A 19,328-nucleotide genomic window follows, 5' to 3' on the forward strand; every position below is an offset into this window, starting at 1 on the left:
AGTGAATTTTGTGCAAAATGCAAAAGTTTGAAAATGGGTATAAAAAAAGAAGGATTACCCGGAAACAGCACACTGTTTCCCGTAATCCTACCCATCTGCGTCCAACTAATCAATATTTGTAATTTTACAGCCAGCCGTTCTCCCTGTACTTTTTCTTCAAAGTGAAACCGGCCCCGAATATGGCGATGAAGACAACAACCGATAATACGGCCATCAGCGGCATACTTTCCGCGATGAATACAGAAAAAGCGATCATCATCAGAACAGCGAGTGTTGCAAGAACTGCAAAAATTGCTTTTGATTTCTTTTCAGCCATGGATACACATCCTTTTCGAACTGCTTTCAGGCGATATTATACCATAATTCTGCCGTCTTTAATATGGTATTTACTTCCTTTGCAGGGGTGTAAATATAGTGTGGATTATGATATAATAGTTAAGTTATGAAAGAGTTATTCTAAAAACGAAGGGAAAGTCCTGATGAATTCCAGAAATGATATCCGTAATATTGCAATTATCGCACACGTAGACCATGGTAAAACGACCCTTGTAGACGAGCTGCTCAAGCAGTCCGGTATGTTCCGTGAAAACGAGCATGTTGAAGACCGTGCAATGGACTCGAATGATATTGAGCGTGAGCGTGGTATTACAATCCTCGCAAAAAATACAGCAATCAACTATAAAGATACGAGAATAAACATCCTGGATACGCCGGGACACGCGGACTTCGGCGGTGAAGTGGAGCGTATCATGAAAATGGTTGACGGTGTCATCCTCGTCGTTGATGCATATGAAGGTACTATGCCACAGACGCGTTTCGTACTGAAAAAAGCACTCGAGCAGAATTTGAAACCGCTTGTTGTACTGAACAAGATCGATAAGCCTTCTGCCCGTCCGGAAGAGGTCGTTGATGAAGTACTGGAACTCTTCATCGAGCTCGATGCCAATGACGACCAGCTTGAATTCCCTGTTGCTTATGCTTCAGCTATCAGCGGCACTGCAAGCCTTGAGGCAGATAAACAAGATGAAAACATGGAGTCCATCTATGATATGATCATCGAGCATGTACCGGCGCCTGTCGATAACAGTGACGAACCGCTGCAATTCCAGATTGCGCTTCTCGACTATAATGATTATGTAGGCCGTATCGGAATCGGACGTGTATTCCGCGGAGAAATCAAAGTCGGACAGCAGGTAGCACTCATGAAGAAGGACGGATCGGTCAAAAACTTCAGAGTGACGAAATTATTCGGTTTCTTCGGTCTGAACAGACTGGAAATCGAAAGCGCCAAAGCCGGGGATCTGATTGCCGTCAGCGGCATGGAAGACATCAATGTCGGTGAAACGGTCACGCCGGTCGATCATCAGGAGGCACTGCCGGTGCTCCATATCGATGAACCGACATTGCAGATGACGTTCTCAGTCAACAACTCACCGTTTGCCGGCCGTGAAGGTAAATATGTTACAGCACGGCAAATAGAAGAGCGTCTTGCACAGCAGCTTGAAACAGACGTGTCATTACGCGTTGATGAGACGGACCGTCCAGATGCATGGAAAGTATCCGGACGCGGTGAACTCCACCTTTCCATCCTTGTCGAGAATATGAGACGTGAAGGCTTCGAACTACAGGTTTCAAAACCGGAAGTTATCATTAAAGAAATTGACGGTGTCAAATGTGAACCTTATGAACGCGTACAAGTCGATGTGCCTGAAGAGCACACAGGAAGTGTCATCGAGTCCTTGGGACAGAGAAAAGGCGAAATGATCGACATGGTGAACACGGGGAACGGACAGACCCGTATCCAGTTCGACATCCCTGCCAGAGGCCTCATCGGCTATCGTACAGAGTTCATGTCCATGACACGCGGCTATGGTATAATGAACCATACATTCGAAGATTACCGTCCACTGTTCAAAGGACGCATCGGCAGCCGTCACAACGGTGTACTGGTTTCCATGGACAAAGGTGTCGCATCCACTTATGCGATCCTTCAGCTTGAAGACCGCGGTGAAAACTTCATGGAGCCGGGCACAGAAGTTTACGAAGGCATGATTGTCGGACAGAACACACGTGATAACGACCTTACAGTCAACATTACAAAAGTGAAAGCTGCCAACAACATCCGTTCTGCAACAAAAGAGCAGACGTCGACGATGAAAAAACCGAGAATACTGACACTTGAAGAAGCGCTTGAATTCATCAATGATGACGAATTGGTGGAAGTTACACCGGAAACTGTGCGCCTGAGGAAACAGATTCTTGGAAAAAGCGAACGTGAAAAAGCGCAAAAGCAAAATAAGTTCAAACTTGAAGCGGAGTGAGTATAATTGTTTCTCCCAATCTTGATGAATGTCAACGTTACAGAACGCCTGACATTTTTCGGCCGGATATATGGTCTTGATACCAATCCCCAGACAGGTATGTGGTATCTGTTCATCACAATTTTTCTGTTATGTATACTTGTGTATGTTCTGGGATTTGCCAGGAAGATAAAGCTCTGGCAAAACGTAGTGATATACATTGTCATGTTCGTCGGCTGCATCATGCTGACATTCTTTGGAGCATTCCTGCCGGTGGCTGAAAGTCTGGCTGTTGCGGCTCTCTTCCTTGGACTTTACCGTTTCAGGCTTCATCAGGAGAGAAAAGCGGGAAACGTCAAAACCTCCAAAAAGTGATGCATTGATATGAAAAGGCACCCTGTCAAAACGACAGGGTGCCTTGTTTCGTTCAGGTGACTGATTCACAGGGGCAGCGCCTGCTGCAGAATTTGACCGGATGAAAAAAGGGCAGTATCCAATCAGGATACTGCCCCAAGATTCCGGACCGATATGTATCAGTCGAATTTGATGCCTGTTGCATGGATAAGCTTTTCACGGATTTCCCCGTTTTCTATAACAAGGATATCCACCATGCCGTCATCATAAAGACGTTTGCCTTCCCGGCTGAACTGGGCATAGATATTGCCGCGCTCACTGTATGGAAGGATGGTTGCGCCTTCGTCATGGGTGAAGGTGATCATTGCGTCTTCGCCGCGTTCCGGCTCTGTATATTCTAAAAATGGTTCCAGACAGATGATGAATGTGCCTTCAAGCAGATCTTTGTTCTTGAATTTCTTCTCTGTCTTGAGTGTCGGCGGCTTTGAGGAGCCTTCGATGATCTGACGGTTCCATTCTTTGGAGTCTTCAAACCGGATTTCTTCATCGTCAGCTACTTTGGCAAGGACTTTCTCAAGGTCTTCTTTGCGGTCATCGAATATCCATGCGGAAGGGTCGAGTGTAATCTGGTATCGTACTTTCCCTAATATTTGTATAATCATTATCTTCTCTCCTTACGCTATAATTATAACAGACTTGCAGATTGAAAATAAATGACATTTACACTTTTCCGGGTTCTGTATTTACTTGCTTTTTTAGCTTCTGTGATATAGAATTTTATAGAGAGTTCCAGGAAAGGGGATATTTTCGTGTCCAGTAAAGAAGAATTAAGTAAACAGGCATATGAGCAGCTCGAGAAGGACGCGGAGAAGATTGTCCAGCTCATCGAGGTTCAGATGGACAATTTGACAATGCCCCAGTGTCCTGTCTATGAAGAGGTTCTAGACACACAGATGTTCGGCCTGTCCAAAGAGGTACACTTCGCATCCAGGCTCGGATTGATCGACCCAGTAGTTGGCCATGAGCTTTTGGAGCGTCTTGAACAAGAAGTTTCGAAAGTACATGATGCATATATGAGAGATGAGAATAGAGTCTAAAGAGATTTTGATCTTTAGACTTTTTTTAAATGAGGGATTAGTTTGACAATCATTAAGGACTTCTTCAATTACGTTAAAGTGTATTCTAAATATGTCGATTTCACAATTGTTATTACATATGTTCTGCTCAGTCTGATCGGCCTGACGATGATATACAGCGCCAGTATGGTCGTCGCCTCGAAAAGTGAAATAACCGGAGGGAATCCAAGCCATTATTACGTCAGGCAGATGGTGTCAATGATCCTCGGATATGCCATCGTCTTCATCATGGCATATTTCATGTCCGGTGAATTTTTGAGGAATAAATACTTTCAGATGCTTGCGACTGTGGCGATTCTTCTGCTGCTGATCATTACAGTGATTTTCGGTACGGAAGTGAATGGTGAGAAAAACTGGATCAGACTCGCCGGCTTCAATTTTCAGACGTCCGAATTTTTCAAGATAGTGACGATACTTTATCTGTCCTATATATATGACCGCAAAAAAGACCGGCTGAAACGGCTGGAGTGGGGACATCTTGCGCCGATCGGCTTTATCGGAATGTGTACGATGCTTGTCATCTCGAATGACTTCGGCACGGGTCTGGTAATCGTCGGAATTATTGCGGGTATCTTCATCTATTCAGGTATCCCGCTGCGTTTCCTGCTGAAGGTCGGCACAGCACTTTCACTTGCTGCCGGCGCAGTGGGTGTGATCATCTATATGATCAAAGGGAGCATCCTCTCCCCACACCAGTCAGCGCGCATCGACACCTTCCTGCATCCTTTCAATGACCCGACAGGCACGGGGTATCAGCTTACCAATGCGCTGGTTTCCATTTCGCACGGAGGAATTTTCGGAACCGGTCTCGGCAATGGTGTCATGAAACTCGGCTACCTTCCCGAACCGCACACAGACTTCATCTTTGCTGTCATCGCCGAAGAACTTGGCCTGATAGGAGTCGTTGCCATACTCATCCTGTATCTGGTCATTGTGATAAAAGCGCTGAGATATGCTGCGATTTCAAAGGATAAGTTTTACAGCCTGATCTGCATGGGTGTGGCAATATATATTACTTTCCAGCTGTTTATAAATCTTGGCGGCATTTCAAAACTAATTCCGCTGACCGGTGTGCCGCTCCCGCTCCTAAGCTATGGCGGTTCGTCATTCCTGAGTATTTCCATCGCGATCGGATTGCTGATCATATCAGCGAAACACGTCAAAAAGGAAAAGCTGGCAGAAAAGAAAAATGCATAGACTCATATAATTGATAATTGAACGGACAGTCCATGTAATATGGGCTGTCTTTTATCAGGAAGGGAAGTTTTACAGTGGGAATTAGTGTACAGAATAAAAAACTCCTCGTTGATGATAAAGTGAAAGAAACGAATCTGGAGGCATTTGAAAGCATTTTTGTATACCGGAACAATGAGCATGCATTCCGCTTCATCAATATGAAAGATGCCGCAGGGCAGGTGGTGAATGTGGCTGTTGTTTCAAATGACAGACTTGTAGACGGGAAGTTTGCGAGGACCGCACTTGCCCGGAAAATAATTCTGGACGAGGTCCAAAACCTGCTGAAGGAAGAATTTCATTTGAGGGATCGTTACCGGACAGATAAAAACACATTCAAATTGACGGATACCTTTGATAAAGTGGCATCACAGGACAGCAGTTACGCCCCTCTGAAAACCCATGTTGAAATGATATCTTCTCTTGAAGGTGCGCTTGAGGATGCCTTCGGTATCTTGAAAAGCATGATGGACAAAATCAGTGAAGCCCGATCATTCGGTGACGGGGAGATATCGGAATTGCTCAAAGCCTACATACATTCCTATGTATTCCCCCTTGAATATGAACTTCAGGTAAAAGGGTATCTCCTGGGCTCACTGTACTCGGAACTCCAGTCCGATCTCCATTCAAAGAAATTCAAATTAGGGCTGTTTGAAAAGAAACGTCTGAAAAAACATGTGGACATGATGGCGGGGCTGGATATGAAAAACACACCGTGGATATCCATTCTGGAGGAAAATCTGAAAAAGCCGCTGTCCCGTCATACGGATGATGAAAAAATGAAATCCACGCTGGAATCCCATTTACGTACACAGTCAAAAAAGAAAGCACACAGTATAATATGCAATTGACCCGCCTGTCCCTGAACAGGCGGTTTTTTATTCACAAATGATCTTGAGCAGTGATACCGGACTTTTGGAAAACGTTTTCATTGGTAATAAGTAAAGAAAAGGCTGAATATTATTGTATATATTCTGAATATTTATTATAATAAGCTATTATGTGGAAAGGGGATTTTATATGAATAAGATAAACAAACTGATGGTGGCTAACCGCGGGGAAATCGCAATTCGTATATTCCGTGCGTGTACCGAGTTGGATATCACGACGGTTGCCATCTATAGTAATGAAGATAAAGGGGCTTTACATAGATATAAGGCAGACGAAGCATATCTTGTCGGGGAAGATCTTTCGCCTACTGAAAGTTACCTGAACATCGAAGCGATCATCAAAGTGGCCAAAGATGCCGAAGTGGATGCAATCCATCCCGGTTACGGCTTTTTAAGTGAAAATAAAGAATTTGCAAAACGCTGTGAAGAGGAAGGCATCATTTTCGTCGGGCCTGAACTGCGCCATCTGGATATGTTCGGAGATAAGGTGAAGGCGCGAGAAACTGCATTGAATACAGGCCTTCCTGTCATTCCGGGGACGGACAGTGCTGTGGGTTCATATGAAGAGGTCGAGGCATTCATCGAAAATCACGGCTATCCGATCATCATCAAGGCAATTTCAGGCGGCGGCGGAAAAGGCATGCGCATCGTCACCGAGGATGACAACCTGAAGGACAGCTATGAACGGGCAAAGAGTGAAGCGGACAAGTCATTCGGCAACAGCGATGTATATCTTGAAAAATACATCGACCGTCCGAAGCATATTGAAGTTCAGATCCTCGGGGATAATGACGGCAACGTTGTCCACCTGTATGAAAGGGACTGTTCCGTCCAGCGCCGTCATCAGAAGGTCGTCGAAGTGGCACCGTCTGTCGGACTGACAGAAGAGATGCGTGAACAGATCTGTGAAGCGGCCAAAGACATGTCGCAGAAAGTCGGATATGTAAATGCCGGTACTGTCGAGTTCCTCGTATCAGGTGATTCGTTTTATTTCATCGAAGTGAACCCGAGGGTTCAGGTGGAACATACGATTACTGAGATGGTGACGGGTGTTGATATCGTGAGGACTCAGATTCAGATTGCGGATGGCAACAGCCTGTTCGGTGAAGTCATCAATATGCCGAAGCAGGAAGATATTCCACTTATGGGATACGCAGTACAGTGCCGTATCACAACAGAAGATCCACTCAATGATTTCATGCCGGATACCGGTGAAATCATGGCATATCGTTCCGCCGGCGGATTCGGTGTACGTGTCGATGCAGGGGACGGATTCCAGGGGGCAGTCATTTCACCATACTATGATTCTCTGCTCGTGAAACTGTCGACGCATGGTCTGACTTACAAAGACGCCAATGATAAAATGAACCGCAGCCTGAAAGAGATGAGGATCCGCGGAATAAAAACGAATCTGCAGTTCCTGACGAACGTCATCAGCGATGAAAGTTTCCGAAAAGGGGATTACTCCACGAAGTTCATCGATACGACACCGTCTCTGTTTGTGTTTGAGAAACCGAAAGACAGGGGTACGAAAACTCTTGAATACATTTCTACGATCACAGTGAATGGCTTCCCGGGAGTGGATAAGCGGGATAAGCCGGTGTTTGAAAAACCGAGAATTCCGGACTATACCCCTGATATCCAGGATGGAACAAAGCAGATCCTTGATAAGGAAGGACCGGAAGGGCTGGCGAAATGGCTGAAAGCACAGGACGATGCATTGATTACGGATACGACGATGCGGGATGCACACCAGTCTCTGCTTACTACCCGCATGCGTACGTACGATATGAAGAAGATTGCACCGTACACTGCCCATGATCTTAAAGATGCATTCTCATTGGAGATGTGGGGCGGGGCAACGTTTGATGTTGCATATAACTTCCTGAAGGAAGATCCATGGAGACGTCTTGCAGCGCTGAGGAAAGAGATTCCGAATGTTCTGTTCCAGATGCTGCTCCGTGCTTCAAATGCGGTGGGCTATAAAAACTATCCGGACAATGTCGTGGAGAAGTTCGTACAGGAGAGTGCCGAATCCGGAATCGATGTATTCAGAATATTCGATTCACTGAACTGGCTTGAAGCGATGAAGCATCCGATCGAAGCGGTGTTGAAAACCGGCAAAGTGGCTGAAGGGACCATCTGTTACACAGGGGATATACTGGATCCGAAACGATCCGACATCTATACACTGGATTACTATAAAAAGATGGCGAAGGAACTTGAGGCGCAGGGTGTCCATATTCTGGCAATCAAGGATATGGCCGGACTGCTCAAGCCTGAGGCGGCATATGAATTGATCGGAGAACTTAAGTCCACCGTGGACATTCCGATCCACCTCCATTCTCATGATACGAGCGGCAACGGTATCATGATGTATTCGAAAGCGATCGAAGCGGGTGTGGATGTCGTGGATACGGCACTTGGTGCATTGAGCGGACTGACGTCACAGCCGAGTGCAAACAGCCTGTACTATGCCCAGGCGGGCAACGGCAGACAGATCCGTGCAGATATCGAAGGTCTGGAAAGACTCAGTGAGTACTGGGAAGATGTGAGGAAGTACTATGCTGACTTCGAAAGTGACATCAAGAGCCCGCATACAGAAATCTACAAGCATGAAATGCCAGGCGGACAGTATTCCAATCTGCTCAGCCAGGCGAAATCACTCGGTCTGGGAGAACGTTACGGCGAAGTCAAAAAAATGTACCAGAGGGTAAACATGATGTTCGGCGACATCGTTAAAGTAACACCTTCATCCAAAGTAGTGGGTGATATGGCGTTGTTCATGGTACAGAATGAACTGGACGAAGAGAGTGTCATTTCACGCGGTGCACATCTCGACTTCCCGGATTCCGTTGTCAGCTTCTTCAAAGGTGAGATTGGAGTGCCGGTCACCGGCTTTGATGAAGAACTGCAGAAAACAGTTCTGAAGGGAACAGAGCCTTTGTCGGAACGTGCAGGAAAGGTGCTTGAACCTGTCGACTTCCTCGAGTTGAAAGAGGAGATGTCCGAGTTCTGTGAGCATGAAGTTTCCGATAAGGATCTGTTGTCCTATGCACTCTATCCTAAAGTATATAAAGAATTCCTCGCGACAAATCAGAGGTACGGAAACGTTGAAGTTCTGGATACACCGACATTCCTGTTCGGTATGAGGAAGAATGAAATTCTCGAAATCGAAATTGATAAAGGGAAGACGCTTATCGTCAATCTGCTTTCCATCGGCCATGTTCACGAAGATGGCTACCGTTGGATGTATTTCGAGCTGAACGGTTTCCCGAGGAAAGTATATATCAAAGATGATAATGTCGAATCAAAAGTAGCCAGATTGAAAAAAGCGGATCCGACTGATATTGGGCATATTGGTGCACAGATGCCGGGAACTGTCAGTGCACTTAAATTCAAAGCGGGTGATTCATTCAAGAAGGGTGATATTATCATTATTACGGAAGCGATGAAAATGGAGAGTTCTGTAAAAGCACCTTTTGACGGTAAAGTAAGTGAAGTGTTCGTTGAACCTGGGGATTCTGTGGCCTCCATGGACCTGATGATGGTTGTCGAAAAATAAATGAAAATAAAAAATAACGGTCAATTTGACCGTTATTTTTTATTTTGTCCTTGAGAGCAGCATTATGAAATAACATAATAAGCCGAACAATAGGGTGATGAACAGTGCATGAAGCAGTGCAATAAATATATTTACAAGGGTAAGTACGCTCAGCATGCCTGTTGTTGCCTGTAATAATACGAGTACGAAGGCAATGATCCAGCCATTTTTTATGACACGGTACTGACTGTAATGTTTCACTGCGTGAATCATGATGATCAAAATCCAGATGACGATTAAACCTGCAAGGGCACGGTGTCCCATCTGTACCCACTGGTAGAAGTCGGCTGCCCAGATCTGACCGGGCTGACAATGCGGCCAGCTCAGGCAGGCAAGGGACGACTCGGTGTGTCTGACGAGTGCTCCGCTGTAGACGACCAGATATATATATATCGTCAGAAAAATCGTGTTGTATCTCAGGAATGGTCCGAAGACCAGGCTCTGTGCTTCAAATTTCGTATCAACTTCAAAAATGAGCAGTGTAAGAAGGAACACTGATGCGAAGCTGATGAGTGATATTCCAAAATGTGCTGCGAGGATGAAGTCATTCTGTCCCCACATTACTGCTGCCGCGCCAATTAAAGCCTGCGCGAGAATAAAGCCGATGCTTAGTCCGACGAGGAATTTTGTTTCCCTCTTATGCGGAATCAATTTCAAAACCATATAACTCAATACGCCGACTAAAATGATTGCGAAGCCTGAAAAGCCTCTGTGCGCCAGCTCTATGATGGTTTCGATTGGCCAGTCGCTCGGTACAAGCTTACCGTGGCACAGCGGCCAGGATTGTCCGCATCCGTCGGCCGAACCTGTCTTGGTGACCAGGGCGCCGCCGATTTGAACGAAGACCATCATAAGCGTAGTTACCGCAGCCACAATCTTTAGGTTTCTATACAATGGTAACACCTCAATAATCCTAATGCTGTTAGTGGTCTCAGATTTATAATATATATGAAAGAACTGGTCAGTGCAATTGTGAATCTTCCGAAATGCCCTTAACAATTCTGGAATATATGGTAAAATCGATATGTACGAGAAGCTCTCTTCCAAGTATAAATCAGATTGCTGTTTATCATGTGGCACATTCATGAACAATTTTTGAACAATATAAAATGTAACGATTTTATTTCAGAAATGTATAGTAAATGTGACCTTTTTAATTTATTATTAAATATAAATGTGTTTATTGGTGGAAGGAGGCGTATAGATGCAAAGTGATGTATATGGAAATGATGTGCATCATATTGACAAGGGAATAACGTTTAAAGCTGTAAAGACCCTGGTTAAAGACGGAATTATCAAAGCGAACCTGATGCCCGCTTTTGCTGCCGGTTTTTTGGCAGTGATGTATTACGGCCAGTCATTTTTTGCCAATATTCCAGTTCTTCTGCTCATGGTCCTTGCCACTGCAATGGTCATCGGCGGCGTTGCTGCTCTCAATAACTTCTATGACCGGGATATCGATTCCGTCATGGTTTCGAAGCAGAATAGACCGAGTGTCGATGGTACTTTCAGTGGCAGACAGATACTTACGGTCGGCTTTTCTATGCTGGTTGCCGGGGAGATCATTCTTTTCACGATCAACTCTACAGCTGGAACGCTGGGACTGATTGCCGCTTTCGGATATGCGGTCGTTTATTCAATTTATGCTAAACGGCATCTGGTATCCAATACAGTGATTGGTGCAATTCCCGGAGCGATGCCGCCTTTGATCGGCTGGGCCGTGATCGACCCGAACCTGCATTTGCTGGCCTGGGCGATGTTTATCGTGATGTTTATATGGCAGCCGCCGCACTTTTATGCGCTGGCCATCAGACGGAGCGATGAGTACAGTGAGGCGGGCGTGCCAATGCTTCCTTCCGTAAAAGGAAATCACCGAACACGGGTGTCCATTGTTTTTTGGGTGGCACTTCTCTTGTTCACACCGTTGTTGATGACGGAGCTGGGACTTTGGTTTGTCGGTCTTGCAACGGCACTTAATCTTGCCTGGCTGATGATTTCGCTTAACAAGTTCCGTCAGGTTGAAGACTATAACCGCTATGCCGGTCGGGTATTTGTCTTCTCATTGAACTACATTATTATTTTCTTCGTAATGATAATCATTGCCGGCCTATTATTGAATTTCTAAAGCTTAAGTATGAAAGAGGGGCTATTTACATGAAAAATCGTTGGATGAATGCCAAATGGATAGGTCTCATATCTGTCCTTATGGTATTTCTGTCGGGCTGTGGTAAGAATCATCTTAGTACATTAAGGCCTGCTGGTGAGGTTGGACAGGAACAATTTAACCTGATGCTGCTTTCCATCATCATCATGATATTGGTAATTCTGGTAGTTGTTGTACTCTTTACATTTGCTCTGACTAAGAGTCGCAGAAGTAAAGTGGGCGAGGATTTCGAACCGAAAGATGTTGCAGGTAACCATACACTTGAAGTGATCTGGACAAGCATTCCTATCCTGCTGCTCATCATTCTTGCCATCCCTACAATCTACTTCACGTTCAAGCAGGCAGATACGCAAGCCATGGAAACTGAAGATGGCGAACTTAACAGTGAAGAAGTTATTGTCAATGTAACAGCGCATCAGTACTGGTGGGAATTCGAGTATCCTAACCAGGAAGTGGTCACTTCCCAGGAACTTGTCGTACCTACTGATACGAAAGTATACTTCAACCTTCATGGTGCAGATGTAAAACACTCATTCTGGGTACCTGCAGCCGGAGGTAAGATGGATACGAACATAGACGGGATCAACAGTTTTTACTTAGTATTTGATGATGAAAAAGCACAAGATTCTGAGCGCCTCTTCTATGGTAAGTGTGCGGAACTGTGCGGACCTTCACACGCATTGATGGATTTCAAGGTCAAAGCGCTTCCTCAGGAAGAATATGATCAGTGGCTTGCTGACATGAAAGCTGTAGAGGAACCTGCACAGGCTTCAGCCGATGATGCGGCAGAAGGCCAGGAAATCTTCAACAACTCATGTATTGGATGTCACGCTGTAACACCTCAGGGTGCCGGTGCACAAGGACCAAACCTTGCAAACTTTGGAGACCGTGACCTGATTGCAGGTTACCTTGAGCATAATAAAGAGAACCTGGTAGACTGGATTTCCGATCCTGAAAGCCTGAAACCGGGAAATAAAATGACAGGCGCTTATGACCTGTCTGAAGAGGAAATCGATAAAGTGGCTGAATATCTGATGGAGCTGAAGGTTGAAGAAGGTTCCGGAGATGTAAGCGCACTTGAAGAAGACGCTGAAGAATCTTCAGAGGAAGACTCTTCAGAAGAGGGGGGTAACTGATAATGGCATCCGCAACTAAAAAGAGAGGGGTCGGCTCTGTAATCTGGGATTACATGACAACGGTCGACCACAAAAAGATTGCAATCCTTTACTTGATTGCAGGCGGCTTCTTCTTCGCTCTGGGCGGTATAGAAGCAATGCTGATCCGTATTCAGCTCGCCGTTCCGAACAATGATTTCCTGTCTGCAGGATTGTTCAACGAAGTAATCACGATGCATGGTACTACAATGATTTTCCTTGCCGCCATGCCGTTGCTGTTTGCGTTTATGAACGCGACAGTACCTTTACAAATTGGAGCACGTGACGTAGCCTTCCCGTTCCTAAATTCACTGGGTGTATGGCTGTTCATCTTCGGTGGTATCTTCCTGAACCTTTCATGGTTCATGGGCGGAGCGCCGGATGCAGGCTGGACAAGCTACGCGTCACTTTCGATCAATTCACCTGGGCATGGTATCGACTTCTATGCACTCGGTCTGCAAATTGCCGGTGCGGGTACTTTGATTTCAGGTATCAACTTTGTCACTACAATTATTTCGATGAGAGCACCGGGTATGACTTACATGAGAATGCCGCTGATGACTTGGACAACACTTGTCGCTTCAGTGCTTATCGTATTCGCATTCCCACCGCTTACAATTGGTATATTCCTGCTGACTTTTGACCGTATGTTCGGTTCCAGTTTCTTCCTTGTAGAAACCGGGGGTAACACAATTATCTGGGAGCATCTGTTCTGGATCTTTGGTCACCCGGAAGTTTATATCCTGATCCTGCCGGCGTTCGGTATTTTCTCTGAAATATTCGCAACGTTCGCACGTAAGAGACTGTTCGGCTACTCAGCAATGGTATTTGCGACTGTATTGATCGGTTTCTTCGGATTCATGGTATGGGCACACCACATGTTCACAGTTGGTCTTGGACCGACAGCAAACGCAATCTTTGCGGTAGCCACTATGGCAATCGCCGTACCTACGGGTATTAAGATCTTCAACTGGATATTTACAATCTGGGGCGGGTCGATTGAGTTTACAACACCGATGCTGTATGCACTTGCGTTCATCCCATCATTCGTCATGGGCGGTGTTACAGGTATCATGCAGGCAGCAGCACCGGCTGACTACCAGTATCATGATTCCTATTTCATCGTTGCACACTTCCATTACGTCATCGTGGGCGGTGTGGTTTTCGGACTCCTTGCTGGTCTGCACTACTATTGGCCGCTGATGTTTGGTACAATGCTCAGCGAAAAACTCGGCAAGATTTCATTCGTATTATTCGTTGCAGGCTTCCATGTGACATTCCTGATCCAGCACTTCCTTGGACTGTGGGGAATGCCGCGCCGTGTATTCACTTATCTGGACGGTCAAGGGTATAACACCTCGAACATGATATCCACCGTGGGCGCCCTGATGATGGCAGTGGCTGTGATAATACTCTTGATTAACATCATCATTACTGTTGCTAAAAACCAAAAAGTGGGCCGCGATCCTTGGGGCGACGGACGTACACTTGAATGGTCACTTCCAATTCCAGTTCCGTATTACAACTTTGCCCAGACGCCGCTGATCCGCGGACTGGATGCTTACTGGATCGAGAAGAAAGAAAATGACGGTAAGATGATGCCGGCAGAATCTCTTGATGATTTCCATATGCCGAACAATTCAATCATTCCATTCGTGATATCCCTCGGGCTTTTCGTCGCTGCATTCGGCGCACTGCACTTTGCATCAGGCAAAGAGTGGGCGATCGACGCTGTATCGGATCTTCCGCAGCATCCTTGGGCCCTGTGGGTACTCATTCTTGGACTGGCAATTGTATTCATTTCAATGGGTGTCCGTTCCTGGAAGGATGACCTTGGGTATTACGTAACTAAAGAAGAAGTGCTGAAAGACCTTGAAGAACAAGAAAGGGGTGCGAAATAATGGCTAACATGGAATATAATGTGCCGTCGGAAAGATGGCCGGCACACCCGGAAACGGCAACGCTCGAAGGTAAAAACAAATTTATCGGTTTCTGGACTTTCCTTGCTGGTGAGACTGCTCTATTCGCATCTCTCTTTGCAACATATCTTGCGCTGAAAGACTCTGTACCAAGTGATGATCATCTGCTTGCGGCAGACCTTTTCCACCTGGAACTGGCATTTGTCATGACGATGTTCCTTTTGACTTCTTCGCTGACAAGCGTGTACGCTGTCTATCATATGAGAAACAACAATTTCTCAAAAATGCAGCTGTGGCTTGGAATCACTGTACTGCTGGGACTCGGGTTCCTTGCACTTGAGATTTACGAGTTCATCGAATACACTCATCTCGGACATACTTTCCGATCCAGTGCATTCGGCAGTGCATTCTACTTCCTGATCGGTACACATGGTTTCCACGTCTGTATCGGACTGGTCTGGATTACACTTCTGATACTGCGCAATGCAAAACGCGGACTATCAGTTTACACTGCAGCGAAAGTAAACACTGCAGCACTGTACTGGCACTTCATTGACGTTGTGTGGGTTTTCATCTTCACAATAGTTTACCTGCTGGGAGTGATGTAACATGGCAGAAATCAAACAAGAACCGATTTCAAAAACAAAGTTGAACTACATCAGACGTGAGCGTACGAAAGAAATGCGTCAGCAGATGGTCTCATTCGGACTTATGATCTTCCTTACTTTTGTAGCATTTGGTCTGGTAGCGATGGATATGGACCCGTCATTCGTAATCCCTATCGTTATCGGAATGGCATTCCTGCAGGTCATCCTGCAGTTCTACTACTTCATGCATATGAAAGACAAAGGTCATGAATACATCAAGCTGATGATGCTGACCGGCATGTTCTTTGCACTTGCTTTTGTAACAACATTCATCTATATCGTATGGATTGGCGCCCCAATCCAATAAGTCATCAAAGAGGCTGGCACAACACTGTGCCAGCCTCTTTTGTCATTATATTGTCACGCGGAAGAACTTGATGTGGCGAGGTTTTGATTCTATACTTGAAATAAGCGAATTTTTAAAGGATGATTGCAATGGAAAATATATTGTCTATATCCATATTCGGCTTCATAGCAAACTGGAGCCCGTATTTCTTCATATTCACTGTTTTTCTGACAGTACTCTATTTCTTAATCACAAAGAAATGGTACCGGAACTTTGAAGACGGCAGACCGCTCAGGACGAAAGAGGGTGTTGTCTTTATAACCAGCATGGTGCTGCTCTACGCAATGTACGGCGCACCTGTCGACATACTCAGTCATATTCTGTTCAGCTTCCATATGCTGCAGATGGCAGTCGTATTCCTGCTTATTGCACCGCTGATGTTCTATGCAATACCGGGATATGTATGGAAGTATTTTGTGAACCTGCCTGTCATTAAACAGGTATTCAGCATAACAAGAAAGCCTTTGATAACACTTATCCTGTTCAACGGTGTCTTCTCGGTGTACCATCTGCCGGTTGTACTTGATTTTCTGAAACAGAGCGGTCCGCTGCACTCTGCATTCAACGCCCTGCTTTTCCTGCTGGCCATTCTGATGTTCTATCCGGTATTCAATAAAGTGGAACCGAAAGAGAATCATATGGGTGGGTTATTCAAGATGCTGTATGTATTCAGTATAGGCGCACTTTTAACGCCTGCCTGCGGCCTGATTATCTTTGCGGGTACGCCGCTGTATGAAACGTACACAGATGGAGATGCCTGGCTGTCAGCAATGGAACTCTGCGTGCCGTCCGGCGTGCTTGATGGTCTGAAAGGCCAGGGCCTGATCTCAGGACCGGAGTACTTTACAAATACAACACCGGTTATGGATCAGCAGACTGGCGGCATCATTATGAAAGTACTCCAGGAAGTTTTCTTCGGCTTCATGCTGGGCTTCATATTCTTCAGCTGGTTCAGGGATGAACGCAAGGATGAAGAAGAGACGACGAGACGCTCATTGGAAAATGCGCGAATCCAAAAAGAGCTATTCAATCAATATAGATAAGATAATCAGTTAGGAGAAATACACCGTGCATCTATTACCAACAATCAGTACTTTTTTTATCGTACTCAGTGCAATCTTCATGGGGATTGGCATCCATAAGATCAGAAAACACAGGGATATTGAAGGGCATCAGAAAATGATGACCTACGCTGCAGTCAGTGCGGTTATTTTCTTCATAATTTATGTATCAAGAACGATATTCATCGGCAACACTGCTTTCGGCGGGCCGGATTATCTGGTGCCGTTCTATACAGTGTTCCTGGTTTTCCATATTATACTGGCAACTACAGGTGCCTTCCTCGGCGGTACACAGATTTATTTCGGAGCTAAAAGAAAACTGTCAAAACACAGAAAACTTGCACCATGGGCTTCTGTAATCTGGTTCGGTACGGCAATCACAGGCGTTATGGTTTATGTACTTCTGTACATGCTGTATCCGGGAGGAGAAACAACTTCTCTGTTCAGAGCAATCATTCAGGGTTAATTAAAGACCGGATCCAATCGGATCCAGTCTTTAATATGCATGGGTATACAAAAAAGGAACACATCCGTGTTCCTTTTTTATAATTAAGTATTAGACAAGCGCTTTTAGATCTTTTGCTACAGCTCTTATTTTTTCTACTGCGTTGTCGACAATCCTCTCAGGGAAATGCTCGTCGCTGCCGTATTCTATACCTGTCGGATAGTAGTGTTTACCCATATAAGGATCCATCAGCTGGAGGACTGCGCTGTTTGCGCCTACATCTCCTTCCAAGGCATAGCCTGGCACACGTAAGTAGTAGATTCCTTCCGGCACTTCATATTTATAGTCGAAAGTCATGCGTTCGTAGTCCCAGGAACCTCCAAGAACGAGCCCATTTTTGTTCATTGTGTCTTGCAGTATATCTTGAGAAACAACCATTGTCTCAAGACCAGAGTTTTCAAATACCATGAAATTTCCTCCCTAAGCATTTTGCATTACTTTAATTTTAATCCATATCCATGAGACTTGCAAATGGAATTTATGTATTTTGTAAAAACGGATGTGGAAGGTATGTCCCTGGATATGGTACTATTGGGGAGAGGTGATGTAAATGATAACTGAAAAAGAATTGGAAATCATGGATCAGCTCGATGCCTTGAACAAAAAGGTTATGGAGACTACGGAATATAAGCACTACTGCAAATACAGGGAGCTTCTGGACACAGATCCGGTCGCATCCGATCTGATAGATCGTTTCACCAAAATGAAGGAAGCGTTTGAAGAAGTGCAGAGGTTCGGGAAATACCATCCTGACTTCAGCACAAAGAGAAGGGAAATCAACCAGTTCAAAAAAGAACTGGATATGAACCCTGTCATAATGGAGTACAGGAGGGCTGAGTATCAGATACAGTCACTTCTCGATGAAATCCTCTACCATGTGAGCATTGGCGTCAGCAGCAACGTAAACGTCGTCAGCAGCAATCCGTTCTTCTCTGTCGGAGGAGAATCCGGATGTTCGACCGGTGGGAGCTGCGGATGTCAAACGGCAATCTAATATGGAAATCAGGACAGTCTGTCAGTGGCTGTCCTTTTTTTATTCATGAATATAATAAAAATCTCCCGCTCCATGAGGAGGGGAGATGGAACGTTTTTAATATCTTTCATTCAGAAGGTGGTGGCTGATATCCGGGAAATCCGTAACGATTGTGTGGGCACCTTTTTGAATCAGTGCATCCATTTCATCCATTTCATTGATGACCCAGTACCCAACTGCGATGTTAAGACTCTGCAGGTAATCTATGAAGCCTTCACGATCAAGCGGGATATTATTGTATTTCGGCGGAATCTGGAAGGTATCCGCTTTTGGAGTATACAGATGCTTGAAGCATGAAGAATATGCAAGGTATGCGTTCCTTACCTGATCTTCTCCGGCACCGAGTGCCACATCTTCACCTGAATACAGGCGGAAGCGCTCAATCTGTTCATCATGGAAGCTTGTGACGAGCACACGATCATGGACCTCAAGCTCATCGATCAATCTATACAGCAGGCTTGGCATCAGACTGCCTTCATAGGATTCAGGCGCATCCTTGATATCGATATTGAGGAGTTTGTCCGGATATTTTTGGATGAGCTCTCTCAAAGTGACGATTTTCACGTCTTCAGCCTCTCTGAATGGATGATTGCCCTCGACATCTCTGAAATGATAGCCGAAATCAAGTGCACGCAGCTCATCGAGCGTCATGTTGCTGATACGGCCTGCACCGTTGGAAGTACGGTCGACATAAGCATCATGGAAGACGACGATTTCTTCATCTTTGGTCATGCGAACATCAACTTCAAAACCATCTACATTGAATTCTGAAGCTTTGTCAAACGCCGCGATAGTATGTTCAGGCGCAAGCCCCATTCCTCCGCGATGCGCGAAAATATAAGGAGAACGGTGTCTGAAGTAAGGTTTGATGTCCCGGATCTTAGTCTCGCTCATCAGCTTCGTGCTGACCCACAGACCTCCTATGACTCCGCCGGCAACACCCACAGCTGTTAAAAATCCTTTGAAACACTTGTTCATAATT

19 protein-coding genes are annotated in these 19,328 nt (G+C 45.4%); 14 read left to right on the forward strand and 5 right to left on the reverse strand.

Going from position 1 to position 19,328, the window contains the following annotated elements:
• Window positions 1-124: 124 nt before the first annotated feature.
• Window positions 125-316: a DUF5325 family protein gene (locus BM271_RS01425; RefSeq protein ID WP_046789864.1), complete on the reverse strand. Its 192-nt coding sequence runs from the start codon at window positions 314-316 to the stop codon at window positions 125-127.
• 160 nt (window positions 317-476) lie between these two features.
• Here BM271_RS01425 and typA point away from each other — a divergent pair, with 160 nt between their 5' ends.
• Both typA and BM271_RS01435 read left to right on the forward strand, forming a co-directional pair.
• Window positions 477-2,321, forward strand: coding sequence for a translational GTPase TypA (typA, locus tag BM271_RS01430; RefSeq protein WP_046789865.1), 1,845 nt, complete (start codon window positions 477-479; stop codon window positions 2,319-2,321).
• 24 nt (window positions 2,322-2,345) lie between these two features.
• Window positions 2,346-2,675: a YlaH-like family protein gene (locus BM271_RS01435; RefSeq protein WP_046789866.1), complete on the forward strand. Its 330-nt coding sequence runs from the start codon at window positions 2,346-2,348 to the stop codon at window positions 2,673-2,675.
• Between the two features lie 158 nt (window positions 2,676-2,833).
• Here the strand turns inward: BM271_RS01435 and BM271_RS01440 are convergent, their stop codons facing one another.
• Window positions 2,834-3,316, reverse strand: coding sequence for a hypothetical protein (locus BM271_RS01440; protein WP_082103655.1), 483 nt, complete (start codon window positions 3,314-3,316; stop codon window positions 2,834-2,836).
• A 147-nt stretch (window positions 3,317-3,463) separates the two neighbouring features.
• On the opposite strand from BM271_RS01440, the gene BM271_RS01445 reads away from it, so the two are divergent.
• The 4 genes from BM271_RS01445 to BM271_RS01460 all read left to right on the forward strand — a co-directional run bounded on the left by BM271_RS01445 (window position 3,464) and on the right by BM271_RS01460 (window position 9,478).
• The gene (locus BM271_RS01445; protein ID WP_017548425.1) at window positions 3,464-3,751 is read left to right on the forward strand and encodes an Fpa/YlaN family protein; all 288 of its coding nucleotides are present in this window, start codon (window positions 3,464-3,466) and stop codon (window positions 3,749-3,751) included.
• A 42-nt stretch (window positions 3,752-3,793) separates the two neighbouring features.
• A complete protein-coding gene (locus tag BM271_RS01450; protein ID WP_046789867.1) occupies window positions 3,794-4,987 on the forward strand; it encodes an FtsW/RodA/SpoVE family cell cycle protein in 1,194 nt (397 codons plus the stop codon).
• Window positions 4,988-5,061: 74 nt separating this feature from the next.
• Window positions 5,062-5,874 carry a hypothetical protein gene (locus BM271_RS01455; protein ID WP_046789868.1) on the forward strand — a complete coding sequence of 271 codons (813 nt, stop codon included), beginning with the start codon at window positions 5,062-5,064 and terminating at the stop codon, window positions 5,872-5,874.
• Window positions 5,875-6,043: 169 nt separating this feature from the next.
• A complete protein-coding gene (locus BM271_RS01460; protein ID WP_046789869.1) occupies window positions 6,044-9,478 on the forward strand; it encodes a pyruvate carboxylase in 3,435 nt (1,144 codons plus the stop codon).
• 39 nt (window positions 9,479-9,517) lie between these two features.
• Here the strand turns inward: BM271_RS01460 and BM271_RS01465 are convergent, their stop codons facing one another.
• Window positions 9,518-10,411, reverse strand: coding sequence for a COX15/CtaA family protein (locus BM271_RS01465; RefSeq protein WP_046789870.1), 894 nt, complete (start codon window positions 10,409-10,411; stop codon window positions 9,518-9,520).
• A gap of 310 nt (window positions 10,412-10,721) precedes the next feature.
• On the opposite strand from BM271_RS01465, the gene cyoE reads away from it, so the two are divergent.
• From cyoE to BM271_RS01500, 7 genes are all read left to right on the forward strand, one after another.
• Window positions 10,722-11,642 carry a heme o synthase gene (cyoE, locus tag BM271_RS01470; protein WP_046789871.1) on the forward strand — a complete coding sequence of 307 codons (921 nt, stop codon included), beginning with the start codon at window positions 10,722-10,724 and terminating at the stop codon, window positions 11,640-11,642.
• A 29-nt stretch (window positions 11,643-11,671) separates the two neighbouring features.
• Window positions 11,672-12,817, forward strand: coding sequence for a cytochrome c oxidase subunit II (gene coxB / locus BM271_RS01475; protein ID WP_046789872.1), 1,146 nt, complete (start codon window positions 11,672-11,674; stop codon window positions 12,815-12,817).
• A gap of 2 nt (window positions 12,818-12,819) precedes the next feature.
• Entirely contained in the window at window positions 12,820-14,736 is a 1,917-nt protein-coding gene (locus BM271_RS01480) for a cytochrome c oxidase subunit I (RefSeq protein WP_046789873.1), read from the forward strand.
• Window positions 14,736-15,362 (forward strand): cytochrome c oxidase subunit 3, encoded by a 627-nt coding sequence (locus BM271_RS01485; protein WP_143544883.1) that lies wholly within the window; start codon window positions 14,736-14,738, stop codon window positions 15,360-15,362. The genes BM271_RS01480 and BM271_RS01485 overlap by 1 nt, the downstream gene beginning before the upstream one ends.
• 1 nt (window position 15,363) lies before the next feature.
• The gene (locus tag BM271_RS01490; RefSeq protein WP_046789875.1) at window positions 15,364-15,708 is read left to right on the forward strand and encodes a cytochrome C oxidase subunit IV family protein; all 345 of its coding nucleotides are present in this window, start codon (window positions 15,364-15,366) and stop codon (window positions 15,706-15,708) included.
• A 128-nt stretch (window positions 15,709-15,836) separates the two neighbouring features.
• A complete protein-coding gene (gene ctaG, locus BM271_RS01495; protein ID WP_052749838.1) occupies window positions 15,837-16,790 on the forward strand; it encodes a cytochrome c oxidase assembly factor CtaG in 954 nt (317 codons plus the stop codon).
• Between the two features lie 25 nt (window positions 16,791-16,815).
• Window positions 16,816-17,274, forward strand: coding sequence for a DUF420 domain-containing protein (locus BM271_RS01500; protein ID WP_046789876.1), 459 nt, complete (start codon window positions 16,816-16,818; stop codon window positions 17,272-17,274).
• A gap of 90 nt (window positions 17,275-17,364) precedes the next feature.
• On the opposite strand, the gene BM271_RS01505 is transcribed toward BM271_RS01500, so the two are convergent.
• A complete protein-coding gene (locus BM271_RS01505) occupies window positions 17,365-17,721 on the reverse strand; it encodes a YugN family protein (RefSeq protein ID WP_046789877.1) in 357 nt (118 codons plus the stop codon).
• A 142-nt stretch (window positions 17,722-17,863) separates the two neighbouring features.
• Here BM271_RS01505 and BM271_RS01510 point away from each other — a divergent pair, with 142 nt between their 5' ends.
• Complete coding sequence (locus tag BM271_RS01510; RefSeq protein ID WP_046789878.1) at window positions 17,864-18,307, forward strand: YlbF/YmcA family competence regulator; 444 nt, start codon at window positions 17,864-17,866, stop codon at window positions 18,305-18,307.
• Between the two features lie 96 nt (window positions 18,308-18,403).
• Here the strand turns inward: BM271_RS01510 and BM271_RS01515 are convergent, their stop codons facing one another.
• A complete protein-coding gene (locus BM271_RS01515; protein ID WP_046789879.1) occupies window positions 18,404-19,324 on the reverse strand; it encodes a glycerophosphodiester phosphodiesterase family protein in 921 nt (306 codons plus the stop codon).
• Window positions 19,325-19,328 lie beyond the last annotated feature (4 nt).

This window comes from Salinicoccus halodurans, assembly GCF_900114445.1.
GTDB classification, from domain to species: domain Bacteria; phylum Bacillota; class Bacilli; order Staphylococcales; family Salinicoccaceae; genus Salinicoccus; species Salinicoccus halodurans.

Excerpts from the sequence above, each read along its gene's own strand:
- BM271_RS01435 (WP_046789866.1), top strand. The coding sequence starts at position 2,346 with ATGAATGTCAACGTTACAGAACGCCTGACATTTTTCGGCCGGATATAT.
- BM271_RS01460 (WP_046789869.1), top strand. The coding sequence starts at position 6,044 with ATGAATAAGATAAACAAACTGATGGTGGCTAACCGCGGGGAAATCGCA.
- BM271_RS01425 (WP_046789864.1), bottom strand. The coding sequence starts at position 316 with ATGGCTGAAAAGAAATCAAAAGCAATTTTTGCAGTTCTTGCAACACTC.
- BM271_RS01510 (WP_046789878.1), top strand. The coding sequence starts at position 17,864 with ATGATAACTGAAAAAGAATTGGAAATCATGGATCAGCTCGATGCCTTG.
- BM271_RS01485 (WP_143544883.1), top strand. The coding sequence starts at position 14,736 with ATGGCTAACATGGAATATAATGTGCCGTCGGAAAGATGGCCGGCACAC.
- coxB (WP_046789872.1), top strand. The coding sequence starts at position 11,672 with ATGAAAAATCGTTGGATGAATGCCAAATGGATAGGTCTCATATCTGTC.
- BM271_RS01515 (WP_046789879.1), bottom strand. The coding sequence starts at position 19,324 with ATGAACAAGTGTTTCAAAGGATTTTTAACAGCTGTGGGTGTTGCCGGC.
- cyoE (WP_046789871.1), top strand. The coding sequence starts at position 10,722 with ATGCAAAGTGATGTATATGGAAATGATGTGCATCATATTGACAAGGGA.
- BM271_RS01505 (WP_046789877.1), bottom strand. The coding sequence starts at position 17,721 with ATGGTATTTGAAAACTCTGGTCTTGAGACAATGGTTGTTTCTCAAGAT.
- BM271_RS01480 (WP_046789873.1), top strand. The coding sequence starts at position 12,820 with ATGGCATCCGCAACTAAAAAGAGAGGGGTCGGCTCTGTAATCTGGGAT.
- BM271_RS01490 (WP_046789875.1), top strand. The coding sequence starts at position 15,364 with ATGGCAGAAATCAAACAAGAACCGATTTCAAAAACAAAGTTGAACTAC.
- BM271_RS01440 (WP_082103655.1), bottom strand. The coding sequence starts at position 3,316 with ATGATTATACAAATATTAGGGAAAGTACGATACCAGATTACACTCGAC.
- ctaG (WP_052749838.1), top strand. The coding sequence starts at position 15,837 with ATGGAAAATATATTGTCTATATCCATATTCGGCTTCATAGCAAACTGG.